At 72.2% G+C, this 17,401-nt stretch carries 19 protein-coding genes; 6 read left to right on the plus strand and 13 right to left on the minus strand.

Translation table 11 applies throughout. The annotated features are described in order from the left end of the window. Positions 1-9: 9 nt before the first annotated feature. On the minus strand, positions 10-1,212 hold the full coding sequence (locus B5D60_RS00415) for a class I SAM-dependent RNA methyltransferase (RefSeq protein ID WP_078698315.1): 1,203 nt from the start codon (positions 1,210-1,212) through the stop codon (positions 10-12). After that, a complete protein-coding gene (locus tag B5D60_RS00420; RefSeq protein WP_407922762.1) occupies positions 1,209-3,218 on the minus strand; it encodes an APC family permease in 2,010 nt (669 codons plus the stop codon). The genes B5D60_RS00415 and B5D60_RS00420 overlap by 4 nt, the downstream gene beginning before the upstream one ends. A gap of 44 nt (positions 3,219-3,262) precedes the next feature. On the opposite strand from B5D60_RS00420, the gene B5D60_RS00425 reads away from it, so the two are divergent. Together B5D60_RS00425 and B5D60_RS00430 are read left to right on the plus strand one after the other, a co-directional pair. Continuing rightward, positions 3,263-3,928 (plus strand): potassium channel family protein, encoded by a 666-nt coding sequence (locus tag B5D60_RS00425; protein WP_078698316.1) that lies wholly within the window; start codon positions 3,263-3,265, stop codon positions 3,926-3,928. Further along, positions 3,928-4,593 (plus strand): potassium channel family protein, encoded by a 666-nt coding sequence (locus tag B5D60_RS00430; RefSeq protein ID WP_078698317.1) that lies wholly within the window; start codon positions 3,928-3,930, stop codon positions 4,591-4,593. The genes B5D60_RS00425 and B5D60_RS00430 overlap by 1 nt, the downstream gene beginning before the upstream one ends. Before the next feature lie 10 nt (positions 4,594-4,603). On the opposite strand, the gene B5D60_RS00435 is transcribed toward B5D60_RS00430, so the two are convergent. Genes B5D60_RS00435 through dut form a run of 4 tightly spaced genes read right to left on the minus strand, consistent with a single transcriptional unit; the run spans position 4,604 to position 6,731 of the window. Continuing rightward, entirely contained in the window at positions 4,604-5,269 is a 666-nt protein-coding gene (locus B5D60_RS00435; RefSeq protein ID WP_078698318.1) for a DUF3159 domain-containing protein, read from the minus strand. Between the two features lie 2 nt (positions 5,270-5,271). Further along, complete coding sequence (locus tag B5D60_RS00440; RefSeq protein ID WP_078698319.1) at positions 5,272-5,625, minus strand: OB-fold nucleic acid binding domain-containing protein; 354 nt, start codon at positions 5,623-5,625, stop codon at positions 5,272-5,274. 6 nt (positions 5,626-5,631) lie between these two features. Beyond that, entirely contained in the window at positions 5,632-6,261 is a 630-nt protein-coding gene (locus tag B5D60_RS00445; protein WP_078698320.1) for a DUF3710 domain-containing protein, read from the minus strand. Continuing rightward, positions 6,261-6,731 carry a dUTP diphosphatase gene (gene dut / locus B5D60_RS00450; protein WP_231948932.1) on the minus strand — a complete coding sequence of 157 codons (471 nt, stop codon included), beginning with the start codon at positions 6,729-6,731 and terminating at the stop codon, positions 6,261-6,263. The genes B5D60_RS00445 and dut overlap by 1 nt, the downstream gene beginning before the upstream one ends. A 46-nt stretch (positions 6,732-6,777) precedes the next feature. On the opposite strand from dut, the gene B5D60_RS00455 reads away from it, so the two are divergent. Together B5D60_RS00455 and B5D60_RS00460 are read left to right on the plus strand one after the other, a co-directional pair. Further along, a complete protein-coding gene (locus B5D60_RS00455) occupies positions 6,778-7,290 on the plus strand; it encodes a DUF3093 domain-containing protein (protein ID WP_172806207.1) in 513 nt (170 codons plus the stop codon). Beyond that, positions 7,256-7,624, plus strand: a complete 369-nt coding sequence (locus B5D60_RS00460; RefSeq protein WP_078698322.1) for a DUF4235 domain-containing protein — start codon at positions 7,256-7,258, stop codon at positions 7,622-7,624. The genes B5D60_RS00455 and B5D60_RS00460 overlap by 35 nt, the downstream gene beginning before the upstream one ends. A gap of 64 nt (positions 7,625-7,688) precedes the next feature. Here the strand turns inward: B5D60_RS00460 and B5D60_RS00465 are convergent, their stop codons facing one another. From B5D60_RS00465 to B5D60_RS00475, 3 genes are all read right to left on the minus strand, one after another. Further along, entirely contained in the window at positions 7,689-7,988 is a 300-nt protein-coding gene (locus tag B5D60_RS00465; RefSeq protein ID WP_078698323.1) for a DUF4193 domain-containing protein, read from the minus strand. A 162-nt stretch (positions 7,989-8,150) separates the two neighbouring features. Continuing rightward, positions 8,151-8,939 (minus strand): inositol monophosphatase family protein, encoded by a 789-nt coding sequence (locus tag B5D60_RS00470; protein WP_078698324.1) that lies wholly within the window; start codon positions 8,937-8,939, stop codon positions 8,151-8,153. Further along, positions 8,936-9,976, minus strand: coding sequence for a ferrochelatase (locus B5D60_RS00475; protein ID WP_078698325.1), 1,041 nt, complete (start codon positions 9,974-9,976; stop codon positions 8,936-8,938). The genes B5D60_RS00470 and B5D60_RS00475 overlap by 4 nt, the downstream gene beginning before the upstream one ends. A 102-nt stretch (positions 9,977-10,078) precedes the next feature. Between B5D60_RS00475 and B5D60_RS00480 the strand changes: the two genes are divergently transcribed. Together B5D60_RS00480 and sepH are read left to right on the plus strand one after the other, a co-directional pair. After that, a complete protein-coding gene (locus B5D60_RS00480) occupies positions 10,079-11,266 on the plus strand; it encodes an MFS transporter (RefSeq protein WP_172806208.1) in 1,188 nt (395 codons plus the stop codon). A gap of 109 nt (positions 11,267-11,375) precedes the next feature. After that, on the plus strand, positions 11,376-12,254 hold the full coding sequence (sepH, locus tag B5D60_RS00485; RefSeq protein WP_078698327.1) for a septation protein SepH: 879 nt from the start codon (positions 11,376-11,378) through the stop codon (positions 12,252-12,254). A 76-nt stretch (positions 12,255-12,330) separates the two neighbouring features. On the opposite strand, the gene B5D60_RS00490 is transcribed toward sepH, so the two are convergent. From B5D60_RS00490 to B5D60_RS00505, 4 genes are read right to left on the minus strand one after another with little or no spacing between them, the layout of a single operon-like run. Beyond that, entirely contained in the window at positions 12,331-12,984 is a 654-nt protein-coding gene (locus tag B5D60_RS00490) for a thymidine kinase (RefSeq protein WP_078698328.1), read from the minus strand. Between the two features lie 4 nt (positions 12,985-12,988). Next, positions 12,989-14,080 carry an alkaline phosphatase family protein gene (locus tag B5D60_RS00495; RefSeq protein WP_078698329.1) on the minus strand — a complete coding sequence of 364 codons (1,092 nt, stop codon included), beginning with the start codon at positions 14,078-14,080 and terminating at the stop codon, positions 12,989-12,991. Further along, the gene (locus B5D60_RS00500) at positions 14,077-14,652 is read right to left on the minus strand and encodes a DUF5998 family protein (RefSeq protein WP_078698330.1); all 576 of its coding nucleotides are present in this window, start codon (positions 14,650-14,652) and stop codon (positions 14,077-14,079) included. The genes B5D60_RS00495 and B5D60_RS00500 overlap by 4 nt, the downstream gene beginning before the upstream one ends. Beyond that, the gene (locus B5D60_RS00505; protein WP_231948933.1) at positions 14,649-17,372 is read right to left on the minus strand and encodes a bifunctional acetate--CoA ligase family protein/GNAT family N-acetyltransferase; all 2,724 of its coding nucleotides are present in this window, start codon (positions 17,370-17,372) and stop codon (positions 14,649-14,651) included. The genes B5D60_RS00500 and B5D60_RS00505 overlap by 4 nt, the downstream gene beginning before the upstream one ends. Positions 17,373-17,401 lie beyond the last annotated feature (29 nt).

Raw genomic sequence — 17,401 nt, forward strand, 5'->3', positions numbered from 1 at the left:
CCGGACGGGTCACGCCCGCGCAAGCACCGCCACGCACTCGACGTGGTGCGTCATGGGGAACAGCGCGAAGCCGCGCAGCGACTCCAGGCCGTAGCCCAGGGAGCCGAAGGTGGCCAGGTCGCGGGCGAGCGCGGCCGGGTCGCACGCGACGTAGACGATCCGTCGCGGCTCCAGCGCGGCGATGGCCGCGACCGCCTCCTTCGCGCCGGTGCGCGGCGGGTCGAGGACGACGACGTCGGCCTTGGCCCCCAGGGTGCCGCGCCGCAGCGCCCGCTCCACCGGGGCGTGGACGACGGCCGCGTTCGGCAGGTCGCGGAGGTTCTCCCCCGCGTCGGCCGAGGCGCGGCGGTTGCCCTCGACGCTCACCAGCTCGCCCGGGGCGCAGGCCTCGCCGAGGAACGCCGAGAACAGGCCCGCCCCCGCGTAGAGGTCGAGGACCCGGTCGCCCGGCCGGACGTCGGCGCCGGCGAGGACCGCGTCGACCAGGGTGGTGGCGGACGCGGGGTGCACCTGCCAGAAGCCCGACCCGCTGACGGCGAAACGCCGGCCCGCGACCTCCTCGACGAGGGTCCCCGTGCCGGCGCGGACCGTGCCGTCGGAGGCCACGACGCCGTCCACCTGCCCCTCGAGCTCGTCGCCGATGCTCGCGTCCGTCACGAGCAGCCGCTGGCCCGTGGAGGAGACGATCGTCTCCACGCGGGGCTCGTCCCACAGCTGACGGCTGACGTCGGGCAGCTCGGGATGCGCGATCGGGCAGTCCTCCACGGGGATGACGTCGTGGCTGCGGTGCCTCCGCAGGCCGGCCATCCCGTTCTCGGCGACGGACCAGATCACGCGGGTGCGCCAGTCGAGCAGGGGGCCGACCGACTCGACGCGACCGTCCCAGTCGATTCCGGCGAGCCGCTGGAGCTGCTCGCGGACCACGTCGGTCAGGAGAGTCAGCTGACCCTCCTGGGAGACGTGCTGGAAGTCGCAGCCGCCGCACAGGCCGGGGCGCGCCAGGGGGCACGGCGGCGTGACCCGGTCGGGCGACGCCTCCAGGATCTCGATCGCGTCGGCGCGAAGGAAGCGCTTCGTCCGGTCGGTGACGCGGATCCGCACGACCTCGCCGGGCAGGGCGTGCCGCACGAACACCACCTGGCCGTCCAGCCGGGCCACGCAGTGACCACCGTGGGCGACGGGCCCCACCGTGACGACGGGATCGCCGGTCACCGTTCCTCCCTGCCGATGCCGCGCCGGACGTCGCCGGCGGTGGGCCGCGAGTCGGTCGCGGCCATCCGCTTCGCCGAAGCCAGCTGGAACGGCACGCTGACGACGAGCACCCCCGGCACGAACAGGAGGCGGGCCTTGAGGCGCAGGGCGGTCTGGTTGTGCAGCAGCTGCTCCCACCAGCGGCCGACGACGTACTCGGGGACGTAGACCGTGACGAGGTCGCGCGGGTTCTGCGAGCGCCGGGCCTTCACGTACCGCATCACCGGGCGCACCACCTCGCGGTAGGGCGAGTCGAGCACGCGCAGCGGGATCGGCACCCTCAGCTCGTCCCACCGACGCGTGAGCTCGGCGGTCTCGTCCGGGTCGAGGTCGACCGTGACCGCCTCGAGCGTCCCGGAGCCGGCCAGCCGGGCGTAGGCGATCGCGCGCATCGCGGGCTTGTGCAGCTTGCTGACGAGGACGACGCCGTGGACGCGCGCCGGCAGGGCGACGTCGGCGTCCTCCACGGCGAGCTCGACCGCCACGCGGTCGTAGTGGCGGGCGATGGCGCGCATGATCACGAACACGACCACCATCGCCAGGATCGCGATCCACGCCCCGGCCAGGAACTTGGTGATCAGCACGATCACGAGCACCGTGGCCGTCATCGCCAGGCCGAAGGCGTTGACGACGCGCGAGCGCCGCATCCGGCCCCGCTCCCCCGGGTCGGACTCGGTCCGCAGGTGGCGCGTCCAGTGCCGGATCATCCCGAGCTGGCTCAGCGTGAACGAGACGAAGACACCCACGATGTAGAGCTGGATCAGCTTGGTGACCTCGGCGTCGAAGGCCACGATGAGCACCGAGGCGGCCGCCGCGAGGGCCAGGATGCCGTTGCTGAACGCGAGCCGGTCGCCGCGCGTGTGGAGCTGGCGCGGGAGGAAGCCATCGCGCGCGAGGATCGAGCCGAGCACCGGGAAGCCGTTGAACGCCGTGTTGGCCGCGAGGACGAGGATGACGCCCGTGCACGCGATGACGAAGTAGAACAGCGGCGGCACGTCGTGGAAGAGCGCGCCGGCGAGCTGGCCGATCACGGTCTCCTGGACATACCCCTCGCCGACCGGCTGTCCGTCGAGGAGCAGCTGGTGGGCCGGGTCCTCGACGTAGCGCAGGTTCATCAGGTCGGCCAGCACGATGATGCTCATCAGCATCGCGATCGAGATGGTCCCGAGCAGCAGCAGGGTCGTGGCGGCGTTGCGACTCTTGGGCTTGCGGAAGGCCGGCACGCCGTTGCTGATCGCCTCGACGCCCGTGAGCGCCGCGCAGCCGGACGAGAAGGCGCGCGCGAGCAGGTAGGCCATCGCGATCCCGGAGATCGCGCCGGTGAACGGATCCTCGGCCGCGATGTCGTACTTCGCGCTCTCGACGTCGGGCAGGGTGCCCATGGCGTACTCGATGTAGCCCCAGCCCGCCATCAGGGCGATCGCGATCATGAAGAGGTAGGTGGGGATCGCGAACGCGCGCCCCGACTCCTTCGTGCCGCGCAGGTTCATGGCGGTCAGCAGCGCCACGAGGCCCACCGCGGTCGTGGCCTCGTGCCCCTTGAGGAACGGCAGCGCCGCGGCGGCGTTCTGGACGCCCGAGGAGATCGAGACCGCCACCGTGAGCACGTAGTCGACCATGAGGGCACTGGCCACGGTGAGCCCGGCGTTGCGCCCGAGGTTGACGGTCGCGACCTCGTAGTCGCCGCCGCCGCTGGGGTAGGCGCGCACGTTCTGGCGGTAGGAGGCGACCACCGTGAGCATGACCACGACGACCGCGAGTCCGATCTGCCAGTTGAACGCGTACGCCGTCAGCCCGCCCATCGACAGGGTCAGGAAGATCTCGTCCGGCGCATAGGCCACGGACGACAGTGCGTCGCTGGCGAACACCGGCAGCGCGACTCGCTTGGGGAGCAGGGTCTCGCCCATCTGGGAGGTGCGCAGCTTCTGTCCGATGAGAGCGCGCTTGAGCGCCCCGGTCAATCCCACCCGACCGATGCTAGACCCGATCCGCCCGGTGTACCGTCGCCGGTGTGCACATCGTGATCATGGGGTGCGGGCGCGTCGGCGCGTCCCTGGCCCGCAGCTTGGAGTCACGCGGCCACTCGACCTCCGTCATCGACTCGAACCCCGACGCCTTCCGGCGCCTGGGTCCCTCGTTCGCCGGGTCCACCGTCACCGGCATGGGGTTCGACCGGGGCGTGCTCCTCTCGGCCGGGATCGAGCAGGCCGACGCCTTCGCCGCGGTGTCCAGCGGCGACAACTCGAACATCATCGCCGCGCGGGTCGCCCGCGAGGTCTTCCGCGTGCCCAACGTGGTCGCGCGCATCTACGACCCCCGGCGCGCCGAGGTCTACGAGCGCCTCGGCATCCCCACCGTCGCCACCGTCCCGTGGGCGGCCGACCAGATGCTGCGCCGCCTGCTGCCCGCCGGCTCCGAGCCGGCCTGGCGAGATCCTTCCGGTCGGCTCCGGCTCGACAACGCCTACGCCCCGTTCGCGTGGGTGGGGCGCACCGTGGCGGCGCTCGAGGCGCACACCGGGGCTCGCGTCGCGTTCATCACGCGCCTGGGCACCGGCCAGCAGATCACCGGCGACACGGTGATCCAGGAGGGTGACTACCTCAGCATGTTCCTCGTCGCGGAGGAGGCCGAGGGCGTGCTCGAGGCACTGGCCAACGGGCCGAAGGAGGAGGACTGATGCGCGTCGCGATCGCCGGAGCCGGTGCCGTCGGCCGTTCCGTGGCCCAGGAGCTCGTCGACCACGGTCACCGGGTGCTCCTCATCGACAAGGCAGCCACCTCCATCCGCAGCGACCTCGTGCCCGGAGCCCAGTGGCTGCTGGCCGACGCGTGCGAGATGAGCACGCTGGAAGAGGCCCAGCTGCAGACCTGCGACGTCGTGATCGCCGCGACGGGCGATGACAAGGCCAACCTCGTCACGTCGCTGCTGGCCAAGACCGAGTTCGCGGTCCCCCGCACGGTGGCCCGGGTCAACAACCCGAGCAACGAGTGGCTCTACGGCGAGTCGTGGGGCGTCGACGTGGCCGTGTCCACGCCGCGCATCATGGCCGCGCTCGTGGAGGAGGCCGTGTCCGTCGGCGACCTCGTCCGCCTGTTCACGTTCCGCCAGAGCAACACGAACCTCGTCGAGCTGACCGTGCCGGAGGACTCGGCCTACGTCGGCCGCCGCCTCGGTGGCATCACGTGGCCCGACGGCGTCGCGCCCGTGGCGATCCTGCGGCTCCAGCAGTCGCTGCTGCCCGAGCCCGACCGCACGGTCGAGGCCGGTGACGAGCTGCTCTTCGTCACTCCCGCCGAGGCGGAGGCGCAGCTCGCGGCTCAGCTGTCGTCCCAGGACGACTGAGCCGGGCGGCTCAGACCTCGCGCGGCTCGTCCCGCAGGTCGGCCACCGGCGTGCTGTTCCGGCTGAGCAGCCACACCATCGCGGCGAGTGTGGCGATCTGCAGGGGCCAGCCCATGATGACCTTCGAGGTGCCCAGCCAGCCGATCTGGTCGGCCGCGTAGAGCGGGTACTGCACGAGCACGCGCAGGACGCAGGGCAGCGCGAACAGCAGGGTGAGCCTGCTGCACAGGCGACGCATGCCCGGATCGCGACGCCATCCGCTCGGGTCACCGACCAGGGCGCCGATCATGACCCCGATCGCCGGCCAGCCGATGACCACCGTCGCGACGAGCACCACCGCGTAGCCGGCGTTGTAGAGGATGCCGGGCAGGAACACGTCGCGCGCCTCGCCCGAGCGCGACGCGAACAGCGCCGCGATGCCGATGCCGACGAGCGCGTTGATGACGAACTGCGGGTTCGAGCGCTGGACGACCCGCACGATCAGCAGGACGGCCGTGAGCGCCGAGGCGATGATCAGGCTGAGCCTGAGGTCACGCGTCGTCAGGTAGCAGAGCGTGAAGGTGATCGTCGGGACGGCGGCCTCGACGATCCCGCGGACCCCGCCGAAGGCCTCGGCGAGGCGCTGGCGCACGACCTGCTCGACAGTGGCGGCGTCGGCCTTCGCCGGCTCTGACATGCTCACGCGTCCAGCCGGTAGGCCGGGTTGAAGATGACGCGCTCAGCACCGCGGTGGCCGATCCGGCCCGTGGCGGTGAGCGAGCGTCCGGCCGAGATCCCCTCGATGCGGCGCCGGCCGAGCCAGACGAGCGTGACCGTCCCCGTGCCGTCGTAAAGGGAGGCCTCCAGCGCCGTGACGTCGCCGACGGGCCGGAGGGTCACGTCCTGCAGCACGCCGTGGACGTCGACGCGCTCACGCTCGGGCACGTCCTTGATCGCGGCACACCCGGCGGCCGTGGCGCGGCCGCGCAGCTCGGTGTCCTCCTGGCTCTCGACCGAGAAGCGATCGAGCCAGCGCGAGACCACACCTGCCATCTCGGCCTACTCCTCGGGGATGCGCTGCGCGTCGGGCGGCAGGACGATCGGCAGCGACTCGCGCAGCATGCGGGGCTCGTCGCCGCGACGCACGCGCAGCTCGCGCAGGATCTCCATGAAGACGCCGGAGTCGATGGACTCGAGGCCGGCCGCACCGAGGATCGTGGCGCGCACGACCCAGCGGGGCCCCTCGATGCCGATGAACCGGGCGGGCTGGACGCCCGCGCTGCCGTCGGGCGCGGTGGCGGGGAACTGGGCCAGCACCTCGGTGCCGAACGGGCCGTCCACCTCGGTGTACGTGCCGCCGCGCTTGTCGACCTCGTCGCGCAGCTCGGCGCGCACGCCGTCCCAGGTTCCGCCGCTGCGGGCTCCGGCGAAGGGGCGCAGCTCGACGGCGGAGCCGCCGGAGGTCACGAGGACCGCGGTGACCACGTCGTCCTCGGTGGGCAGCTGCACCTCGATGTCGCCGCGCATCTTGATCAGCAGGGTGCCCAGATCGACGTACTCGTCGTGGGACTCGTTCGGGCGCTCCGTGACGTCGAAGGGGCCGTCGGCCCTCGGGCCGGTGACCTCGACGTTCTCAGGAGCAGCGGGGGCGGTCGCCGCGTCGGCTCCCGCGTTCTTGCGACCCCACATCACAGACTTCCTTCCGTCGATGCCTCGATCGAGGCGTGACCACCCGAGGAACCGTACCCGCCCTCGCCTCGCACCGAGTCCTCGAGACCGTCCACCTCCACGAAGCGCACGTGCTCGACCCGCTGGACGACCAGCTGGGCGATCCGGTCACCGCGTGCGATGCGGACCGGCTCGCGCAGGTCGTGGTTCACCAGGAGAACCTTGATCTCCCCACGGTAACCCGCGTCGATCGTGCCCGGCGTGTTCACGACCGAGAGACCGTGCCGCAGCGCGAGGCCCGACCGCGGGTGGATGAACCCGGCGAACCCCTCCGGGAGGGCGATCGCGAGGCCCGTGGGCACGAGGGTGCGCTCCCCCGGCGCGAGCTCGACGTCGACCGTGGAGACGAGGTCGGCGCCGGCGTCGGCGGGATGGGCGTACGTGGGAAGGGGAACACCGGCGTCGAGCCGGCGGATCTGCACCTCGGTCACGGTGGCGACGATACTGGCGCGAGACCCCATCGGGCACAGTGGACTCGTGAAGAGCAACCCTGCCCACCACCGTGAGCGCCTCCTGGCGCCGGGCCCGTGGTGGGGCGCCGTCGTCCTCATCTCCGTGGCGATCGGCTGGCTGCTGCTCGTCGCCACCAGCCCGGCCGTCGCGGGCGGTGTCGCGCTGCTCACCCTGCTGGTCGCGGGAGCGGGCCTGTGGCGCTACGGCTCGCTGCCGATCGTCGCGGAGCCCGGCCGGCTCCGCGCGGGCGACGCGCACCTCGAGGCGCCCGATCTCGGCGAGGTCGTCGCCCTCGACCCGACTGCCTGGCGTGCCGCGCTCTCCCGGGCCGGCACCGACCGGGCCTTCCTGCTGACCCGCCCATGGATCGACCGCGGCGTGCGCGTCGAGGTGGCCGACCCGGCCGACCCGACGCCCTACTGGCTCGTCTCGACCCGGCGTCCCGACGCGCTCGCGCGTGCCGTGGGCCACACTGGTCCTGCTCCCGACGAAAGGATCATCGATGGCCCGGAAGCGCGCGACGAAGGCGACGCCTGACCCCGCCACCACCTCGCCCGCCGAGGCGGATGTCTCCAAGGGACGAGGCCGAGGCGCCTGGCGGGCCCTCGACGCCGGGTCCGCCCTGCTCGCGGCCTCGCTCGCCCCGCACGTCTCGAACCTGGCCTGGCGGGCCGTCACGGGCCGCAAGCCGCCGCGGAACACGCGGAACCCCGAGCTGAGCACGACCGAGGCCGTCGCGTGGGCCGCCATCGGTGGCGCCACGGTGCAGGTCGTCCGCATCGTCGCGCGGCGCAGCGCCGCCCGCTACTGGGTGAGGTCCACCGGAGGGCTGCCGCCGGGCATGAAGTCGACGAAGGACACCGAGGTCTGAGACGACGACGTCCGGCTCGCCGCGTGAGCGGCGACGCCGGACGTCGTGAGTCGGGGCGCGGACCTCAGTCGGCGCAGTCCTTGCAGATCGCCATGCCGTTCTTCTCGGTGGCCAGCTGGCTGCGGTGGTGCACCAGGAAGCAGGACATGCAGGTGAACTCGTCGGACTGCTTGGGCACGACCTTGACCGCGAGCTCCTCGTGGGACAGGTCGGCGCCGGGGAGCTCGAACGACTCTGCCGCCTCGACCTCGTCCTCGTCGACCTTGCCCGAGTTCTTCTCGTGGCGACGCGCCTTCAGCTCCTCGATGCTGTCCTCGGACTGCTCCTCATCGGTCTTGCGGGGCGCGTCGTAATCGGTTGCCATCACTTCTCCATGCTCGTTCTCGTGGAACTGTGGTCGTGTTCTTGTGGAACGCGCAGATTCAACCACATGGACCAAATCTGCCCGCACCCGGACGCAATCCCCCTCGTGGCGCCGATGCTCCCACTGCCGGGGCGCCCGCGCCAGTCGTGCGGACGGCTTTTCTCAGAACCCGCAGCGCGCGACGAGCGCGAGGAACGGATCGATGCTCCCGGCGGGCGCCGCGACCAGGAGTCGCTCGCTCGGCGACCCGTCCGGACCGGTGACCACGAGCCCGGCCTCGCGGGCGATCAGGCCGGCGGCGGCGTGGTCCCAGACGTGCAGTCCCTGCTCGACGTAGGCGTCCAGACGCCCCTCCGCGAGGTCGGTGAGATCGAGCGCGGCGGCGCCGATGCGGCGGATGTCGCGCACGTGCGGCAACATCGCGCCGACGGCACGGGCCTGGTGCTCGCGCACCTCCGGGACGTAGTTGAACCCGGTGGCGACGAGCATCTGGTCGAGCGGCAGGACGGGCGGCCCCGTCAGCCGCCGCGCCTCGGCCTCGTCGGTGCGCCACGCGCCCTCGCCGGCCACCGCCTCGTAGGACTCGCCCGTGGCGATGTTCACCACCACGCCGACCTCGTCGGCACCGTGGATCCGGGCCGCGATCGCCACGGCGTAGCGCGGGATGCCGTAGACGAAGTTCACCGTGCCGTCGATCGGATCGACCACCCACTCCACGCCGGAGGTGCCCGGGACGTCCTGGCCCTCCTCCCCCACGAAGGCGTCGTCGGGACGTGCGGCGAGGATCCTCTCGCGGATCAGCTCCTCGCACGACCGGTCGATCAGCGTGACGAGGTCGGTGGGACTCGACTTCGTGCCCGCGATGCCCACGCGTCCCTGCGGGCGGAGCGAGGCGACGTGCTCGACCGCCTCGGCCGCGACCCGGCGGGCCAGGTCGATCAGCTCGGTCACGCCAGGACCGGCCGCAGTGACCTCGGGTTGACGCAGCAGTCGCCGGGGCAGGTGTCGGCCTTGGGGCCGAACTCGCCCCGCACGGGCCGCTCCGGCTTCTCGCCGCGCTCGGCCGCGGCGCGCTCCAGGAGCAGCTCGCGGACCATCGCCGCGTAGCGCGGGTCGGCATTCGGGCTGGCGGCGCGGGCGAACCGCAGGCCGAGGCGCTCGGCGGTGGCCTTCGCCTCGGTGTCGAGGTCGTACACGACCTCCATGTGGTCGGCCACGAAGCCGATGGGGACCAGGACGACCCCGGTCACCCCCTGCTCCGCGAGCTCCTCGAGGTGGTCGTTCACGTCCGGCTCCAGCCACGGCTGGCTGGGCGGCCCGGAGCGGGAGCAGTAGGCGAGGGACCACGTCGGCAGGTCGAGGGCGTCGGCCACGAGCCCTGCCACCGAGAGGTGCTGGCGCTCGTACAGCCGGCGCCCGGGGCCGCCGCTGGCGTCGTTCATCTGCTCGGGCACCGAGTGGGTCACGAACACCACGCGGGCGTCCTCGCCCACCTCGGCCAGCGCTGCACGGGTGTACTCGGTGAAGAGGTCGACGAACACGGGATGGTTGAAGTGGTGGCGCAGGCGGTCGACCCGGATCGGGCGGTCGTGCGAGACCTCGAAGAGGTTCTCCCGGTACTGGCGGCAGCTGCTGTAGGACGAGTAGGCGCTGGTCATGAAGCAGGCGACCCGCTCGACCCCGTCGGCCTCCATCTGGTCGAACGCGTCGGCCAGGTACGGGTCCCAGTTGCGGTTGCCCCAGTAGACCGGCAGGTCGAGGCCCTGGTCGGCGAAGTCCTGGCGCAGCGCGGTCAGCAGCGCGCGGTTGATGTCGTTGATCGGCGACTTCCCACCGAAGCCGAAGTAGTGCTCGCCGACCTCGACGAGGCGCTCCTTCGGGATGCCCCGGCCCCGCGTGACGTTCTCGAGGAACGGGACCACGTCCTCGGGCTTCTCGGGACCACCGAAGGAGACCAGCAGGAGGGCGTCGTAGGGGCGTGCGTCCATGCCGCCAGTCTTCCACGGGGCCTCGTGGCACACCCTTCGGGCGCACGCCGCCGCCAGCCCTCCCCCAGCCCTCGCCGACCGTGGTCCAAGATGAGTCTCGACATGTTCTCCGCCTACCGCACGATCCTGGCCACGCCCGGCGCCCCGGCCTTCACGACCACCGGCGCACTCGGGCGTCTCCCGCTGTCCATGACCGGGCTCGGGATCGTGCTGCTGGTCTCGGGTCGCACCGGCGACTACGCGCCCGCCGGCCTCGTCATGGCGGTCTACGTCGTCACCTCGGCGTTCTTCGCCCCCGTCCAGGGCAGGCTGGCCGACCGCATGGGGCAGGCACCCGTCCTGGTCGCGGCGGGCGCGCTCTTCGCGTCGGGCATCGTGATCCTGCTCTCGACGGTGGACGTCACGCTGTGGGGTGCCGCGGCAGGTGCGGTGATCGCCGGGCTCGGGGCACCGCAGACGGGGAACATGGTGCGCGCCCGATGGACGCACGTGCTTCCCGACCGCTCCCGCCTGCAGACCGCGTTCGCCCTCGAGGCGGTGCTCGACGAGGTCGTCTTCATCGTCGGACCCGTGCTCGTCACGATCCTGACGCTCAGCGTCCTCGACTGGTCGGGGCTCGCCGTGGCGGGCGTCGCGGCGATCGTCGGGGCGTGGGGCCTGGCACTGCAGCGCTCCACCCAGCCCCGGCACCGGCCCCAGGCGGACGGCCCCCGCGAGCCGCTGCCCTGGTTCCTGCTCGGCCCGCTGGTCGTCGCTGCGTGCGGGCTCGGCGTGCTGTTCGGCGCCGCCGAGGTCCTCGTCGTGGCGTTCACGCAGGAGCAGGGGCGTCCCGGCGCCGCCGGACTCGTCCTGGCCATCTTCTCGGCCGGAAGCCTCGCCGCGGGCCTGGTGATCGGGGCCCAGCCGCCTCCTGCCGACCCGATCCGGCGGCTGCGGCTCTCGACACTGGGGCTGCTGGTCTTCCTGGCGCCCCTGCCGTTCGCGCCGAACATCGCCCTGCTCGCCGTGGGGTTCGGGCTGGCGGGGCTCATGCTCTCGCCGACCCTCATCACCGCGGTCCACCTCGTCGAGCTCACCGTGCCGCACTCGCGTCTCACCGAGGCGCTCACCTGGACGACCACGGGCATGTCCGCCGGAACCGCCGGCGGCGCGGCCCTCGCCGGCCTCATCGTCGACCGCTGGTCGGCCTCGGCCGGCTTCGTCCTACCGATCGTGGCGGCGCTGATGACGACCACCGTGGCCATGCTCTACCGCGCTCCGCTCCCCCGGCGCGACCACGTCGCGAGCTGATGGCGACGGGCTCCGAAACCCGTCCCCGACCCGGCGCGTCTCCCCGGATCGCCGTGGGCTTTCACTAGCCTTGAAGTCGGTGGCAGAAGCGACACGGGGAGGCTCGAACATGCGGGAACTCGCGACCGTGGGACTCAGCGACGACGGGCGTTTCCTCGTCGCCCGGGACGCGACCACCGGAGAACGCTTCCGGCTCAGCATCGACCGCCGGCTCACCTCACTGGTTGACCGCACCCCCGTAGGGTCGAGTCGTTCAGGACAGATGGAGATTCCGATGGAGAGTTCGCTCACCCCCCGAGACATCCAGACCCGCATCCGCCGCGGCGAGTCGGTCGAGGAGGTCGCCGAGGCCGCCGGCATCACGGTCGAGCGGGTGCACGGCTTCGCCGTGCCCGTCATCGCCGAGCGCGAGTGGATGGCCCAGTCGGCCCGCGCCACCTCGGTGCGCCGCAAGCACGTCGGCGGCGCCGCCGTCGCCCTGGCCGAGCTGGCCGACGCGGCCCTGGCCGAGCGCGGCATCGCGCCCGAGAAGGCCGAGTGGGACGCGTTCCGCCGCGAGGACGGCCGCTGGACCGTGCGCGTCGATCTCGAGGAAGGCTCCGCGTCGTTCCTCTACGACCCCAAGAGCCGCTACGTCATCGCCGACGACGACGCCGCACGCGGCCTCGTGGGCGACCTCGCCACGCAGGACCAGCACGACATGGCGCTGGCCGACCTCGTCACCGACGCCCCCGAGGGGTACGGCGGCGCGATCGCCGAGCCGACCGACCACGCTCCGCTCGTGCGCTCCATCAAGGAGGCCCGCGACCGCCGCGCGCTCGAGCAGGCCGTCTTCGAGGAGCCGGCCGAGGAGGTCGTCGAGGACGTGGAGGACCAGGCCCTCGAGGAGCGCATCGCGGTCCCGGACACGCCCAAGCCCCGCAAGAAGCACTCGCGCCGCTCGGTCCCCAGCTGGGACGAGATCATGTTCGGCGGCTCCTCGGACTGAACAGGTCTCGATACATCATCGCGATGCGCGGCCGGTGATCGAGTGCCAGCGAGCGCAGCGAGATGGTGTATCGAGATCAGTCGAACGGCAGCACGTCGGGCGACAGCGCCCCGGCCTTCGCCCGCGCCGCGGTCATCCGCTTGCGGTGGTGCCGGCGGCAGAGCACCTCGTAGCCGACCTGCGGCGTCGGTCGGTCGGGGTCCTCGACGTCTCCCACCACGATCACCTCGCCCTCGGTGACCATCTCGCCGTCCTCGGTGCGCGCGTTGTGGGTGGCACGGGCACCGCACCAGCACAGGGCCTCCACCTGCAGCGTCAGCACCCGGTCGGCGATCTCCACGAGCCGCCGCGAGCCGCTGAACAGCTGCGTGCGGAAGTCGGTGAGGATGCCGAAGCAGAACACGTCGATCGCCAGCTCGTCGGCCACCTTGGCCAGCTGGTCGACCTGCGCGCTGGTGTAGAACTGGGCCTCGTCGCACACGAGGTAGTCGATCCGCGCTCCCCCGGTCAGCTCGCCGACCACGTCGGCCCAGAAGTCGAGGTCCTCGGCCACCTCGATCGCCGGCGTCGAGAGGCCGAGCCGGCTCGAGAGGGTGGCGGCACCCGCGCGGTCGTGCGAGGAGTAGATGCGGCCCACGCGCCCGCGGGCGCGGTGGTTGTGGTCGAGCTGGAGCGCCAAGGTGCTCTTGCCCGAGTCCATCGTGCCGGAGTAGAAGACCAGTTCCGCCACGGCGTCAGCCCGCCACGAGGACCGGGATGCGACGCTCCCGCGCGGTGATCGAGCCGTGGAAGCCGCGCAGCAGCAGCTCCACGGAGAAGGCGTCGGAGGCGAAGACGGCGAAGTCGTCGAGTGCCGCCACCACCACGTCGCCGAAGCGACCGCGGACGGTGGGGTCGATGGGACCGAACCACTCCTCCGCCTCGTCGCGCAGACGGACCTCCACGCGGTCGCCGAGCGCGGAGCGCCAGCGGGCGGCGACCTTCGCCTCGGCACCCGAGCGGGTGTGCACGTGGCGGAACCGGGCCTCGCCGGCGACGAGCACCACGTCGTCGCGCAGCTTCGGATGGTCGACGAGGTCGAAGCGGCCGTCCGTCGGGACGTCCACCATGCCGTGGTCGGCGGTGACGAGCAGGACGACGTCGGGCGGCAGGGCGGCGCGCAGGTCGGCGACGTCGCGGTCGACCTCCACGAGCGCCTTGCGCCACTCGTCGGAGTCGACGCCCGAGCCGTGCCCGGTGTGGTCGACGGCGGACTCGTAGGCGTAGACCAGCGCGCGGTCGTCACGCTCGACCGCCTCCACGACGGCCGTGAGCCGGTCCCACGCGTGCCGGACGCCCACGAAGGGCACCCCGCGCTGGCTGACGCGCGTGAGGCCGCTGAGCTCGAACCGCGCGTCGTTGACCACCGTGACCGCGACCCCCTCGTCGGCCAGCCGGCTCAGGACCGTGGGGTGCGGCTGCCACTGCTCGGGGACGATGCGGTCGTCCCACTTCAGCGTGTTGAGGAACCGGGACGTGCCCGGGATCCGGCAGGTGTAGCCGGACATGCCGTGCTGCCCGGGACGCAGGCCCGTACCCAGCGAGGTCAGGCTCACCGAGGTGGTCGAGGGGATCCCCGCCAGCACGTTCTCCACGTTGAGGCACGACGACAGGAAGGGGGCCAGCTCGGCATGCTCGCGCAGCAGGTCGAGTCCGAGTCCGTCGATGAGCAGCACGACGTAGCGCCTGGACTCGGGGAGTCCGAGGACGTCGGTGAAGCCCGGCACTCCGAGAGCGCCGCCCACCGAGGTCATCACCTCGTGGATGCCGGCGTGCGGCGCGGTCATCGAGCCTCGGTGACGGTGGTGGCCGCGGTCAGCGCGCGGGCGAACTCCAGCAGGCCCACGACCGCGGCGCCACCCTCCGCCGCCGCGCTCAGCCGCAGCGAGAAGTCGTCGCCGCTGATCGAGCCGGTGTAGCCGTGGTCGGCCTCGCACTCGGGATCGTCGCAGCGGGCGGGCTCGAGCTCGACGCGGGCGACGGCGCCCCATCCGATCGTGAGGAGGGCCTCCTCCAGCTGCTGCGTCTGGGCCGACACCATCCGCGTGACGACGACGCCGGAGACGCGCGACAGCGGTACGGCCTCGACGGACGTGGACGTGTAGGGCTTCGGCAGCAGCGTGTCGCCGGGGTGCTCGTCGGTGTGCGTCAGCAGCAGGCGCGTGGGGGTGAGGACCAGCACCGACATGTGCCGGCGGATCTCCTCGCGGTCGAACGTGGGCTCGTGGTGGACGACGAACGACTCCACGGGCTCGGAGGCCAGCGCGTCCTCGAGCGCTCCCGCGACGATCTCGGGGTAGTACCCGCTGCGCGAGATCGACTCATAGAGGTCCTTCGTCCGGTCCCTGGTCTGCGTCACCGACCCAGCGTATCCGCCGCCACGTCGGGCTGGCTCAGCCGCCGGACGAACCAGTCGCCCCGGCTGTCGGACGAGGGGATCACCTTCGCGCGCGCGCTCAGCGCGGTGTACCCGTCGGGGTTGACCAGCACGGGCTCCAGGTCGAGCGAGACGACCTCGGGCAGGTCGTCCTTGAGCGCCGCGAGGCGCAGCACGATGTCCTCGAGGGCGGCCACGTCGACCGGCTCGCTGCCGTGGTGCCCGAACAGCAGCGGCGCGGCCCGGATGCCGCTGACCATCGTGCGGGCGTCGACATCGGTGAGGGGCGGGATGCCGTAGCTGCGGTCCTCCAGCAGCTCGCTCGGCGCGCCGGCGATGCCGAACGAGACCAGCGGACCGAAGAGCCGGTCCTCGGTGGCACGGAAGGCGACCTGGACGCCGGCGGGCGCGGACCGCTGCACGAAGAAGGTGGTGTCGGCCCGGATGCCGCTCCACGTGGTCATCTCGTCCCACGCCTCGGCCATGTCCTGGGCGTCGTGGATGCCGCGCCAGACGTGGGCGAGGTCGGGGCGGGCCCGCAGGTGCTCGCTGCCGGCCTTGAGGACGACGTCCCAGCCGAGCTTCTCGCCGGCCGCGACGGCCTCCTCCTTGCTGTGCACGTTCGTCCAGGTCCACAGGTCGATGCCGTAGCAGGACAGCAGGTAGTGGACCTGCTCGGTGGACAGCACGGCACCGCGCGGGGCGATCGTCAGCACGTCACGGATGAGCGCCTTCGCGTCGCCCGAGCGGTGCTCGGCGGCCACGTGGTACTCGCCGTGGTCGCGCGCGGCCCACTCGGCGTAGTTGACCGCCCGGGCGAGCGCCTTGACCGCCGCCTCGGGCGCCGCGTAGGACGGCACCGAGCCACGGCCGGCGGACCCGCCCTCGAGGTCGGGCACCCGCAGGAGCACCGGGATGCCCTTGCTGGCCAGGAACGTGGAGACGATCGGCTTGTCGGACTGCTCGCCGATGGCCGCGAGCACGGTGGCGACCGCATCGCTGTCGGTGGTGATCGGGGGCGTGTAGACCACGACGAGGCCGTCGACGTCGGGACGCGCGAGCGCCGCCTCGATGGCGACCTCGAACTCCTCGGCGCCCGCGGTGGCACCCAGGGCGATGGGCGGAGCCACCTGCAGGCCCTGCGACTTCGCGGCGTCCGTGACGATCAGGCCGACGGCGTCGGAGTTGCCGACCACCGCGATCCGGTTGCCGCGCGGCAGCGGCTGGTGGGCCAGCAGCTGGGCGACGTCGAACATCTCGTCGAGGTTCTCCACCTGGATGACGCCGGCCTGGCGGAACATCGCGTCGACGGCCTGCTGGGGCGCCGAGCTGCGACGGACGGTGTGGCCGACGGGCACGCCCTGGGTGGACCGGCCCGACTTCACCGCGACGATCGGCTTGACCTCGGAGACGCGGCGGGCGAGGCGCGAGAACTTGCGCGGGTTGCCGATGGACTCGAGGTACAGCAGCACCACGTCGGTGCTGTCGTCCTGCTGCCAGTACTGCAGGAGGTCGTTGCCCGAGACGTCGGCGCGGTTGCCGGCCGAGACGAAGGTGGACAGCCCCAGCCCGCGGGCGGCGACGGTCTCGAGGATCGCCGAGCCGAGGGCACCGGACTGGCAGAAGAAGCCGGCGCGTCCGGGCGGGGGCATCGTGGCCGACAAGGAGGCGTTGAGCTGCACGTCGGAGGCCGTGTTGATGATGCCCAGGCAGTTGGGGCCGATGAGGCGCAGGCCGTGGATGCGGCACGAGTGCAGCAGCTCCTGCTGGCGGGCGCGGCCCTCGGCACCCTCCTCGGCGAAGCCGGCGGAGATCACGACGAGGCCGTGGACACCCTTGGCGGCGCAGTCCAGGACGACGTCGTTCACGTGCTCGGCCGGGACGGCGACGATCGCGATCTCGACCTCGCCGGGGATGTCGCGCACCGTCGGGTAGGCCGTCAGGCCCGAGACGGCCTCAGCCTGGGAGTTCACCGCGTAGACGGTGCCGCCGTAGTCGCCGAGCACGAGGTTGCGCACCATCGCCTGGCCGATCGAGCCCTGGCGGCGGCTGGCGCCGACCACGGCCACGCTGCGGGCCCCGAAGATGCGGGCGATGGAGGCGGCCTCGGCACGCTGCTCGCGCGAGCGCATGACGCCGAGCGCCGAGTCGGTCGGGTTGATCTCGAACGTGAGCCGCTGCACGCCGTCCTCGAGCGTGCCGCTGATCGTGTAGCCCATCTCCCGGAAGACCTGGAGCATCCGGACGTTCTCGGGCAGGACCTCGGCGATGAACTCGGTGAAGCCGCGCTCGCGACCGGCCTGGGCGAGGTGCTCCAGCAGCAGCTGGCCGATGCCGCGGCCCTGGTGGGCGTCCTCGACGAGGAACGCGACCTCGGCCTCCTCGTCGGAGACGGCGTCGTACCGGCCGACGGCGATGATGTCGTCCTGCTGGGTGACCACGAACGCCACGCGCTTGTCGTGGTCGACGGTGGTGAAGCGCGCCACGTCGCGGTCGGAGAGCCGCGGGTAGGGCGCGAAGAAGCGGAAGTACTTGGACTCGGCCGAGACGCGGTCGTAGAACTCCACGAACCGCGGGGCGTCCTCGGGGACGATGGGGCGGATCTGCGCGACGCGCCCGTCCTTCAGCAGGACATCGGCCTCCCACGCGGGGACCGGGTGGGGCATCAGGCTCGCCATCTCGACCGGTTCGCTGCCACTCACGGGCACAAACCTACCCCGCGAGCGGCGGG

The organism is Aeromicrobium choanae, assembly GCF_900167475.1.
Lineage (GTDB): Bacteria > Actinomycetota > Actinomycetes > Propionibacteriales > Nocardioidaceae > Aeromicrobium > Aeromicrobium choanae.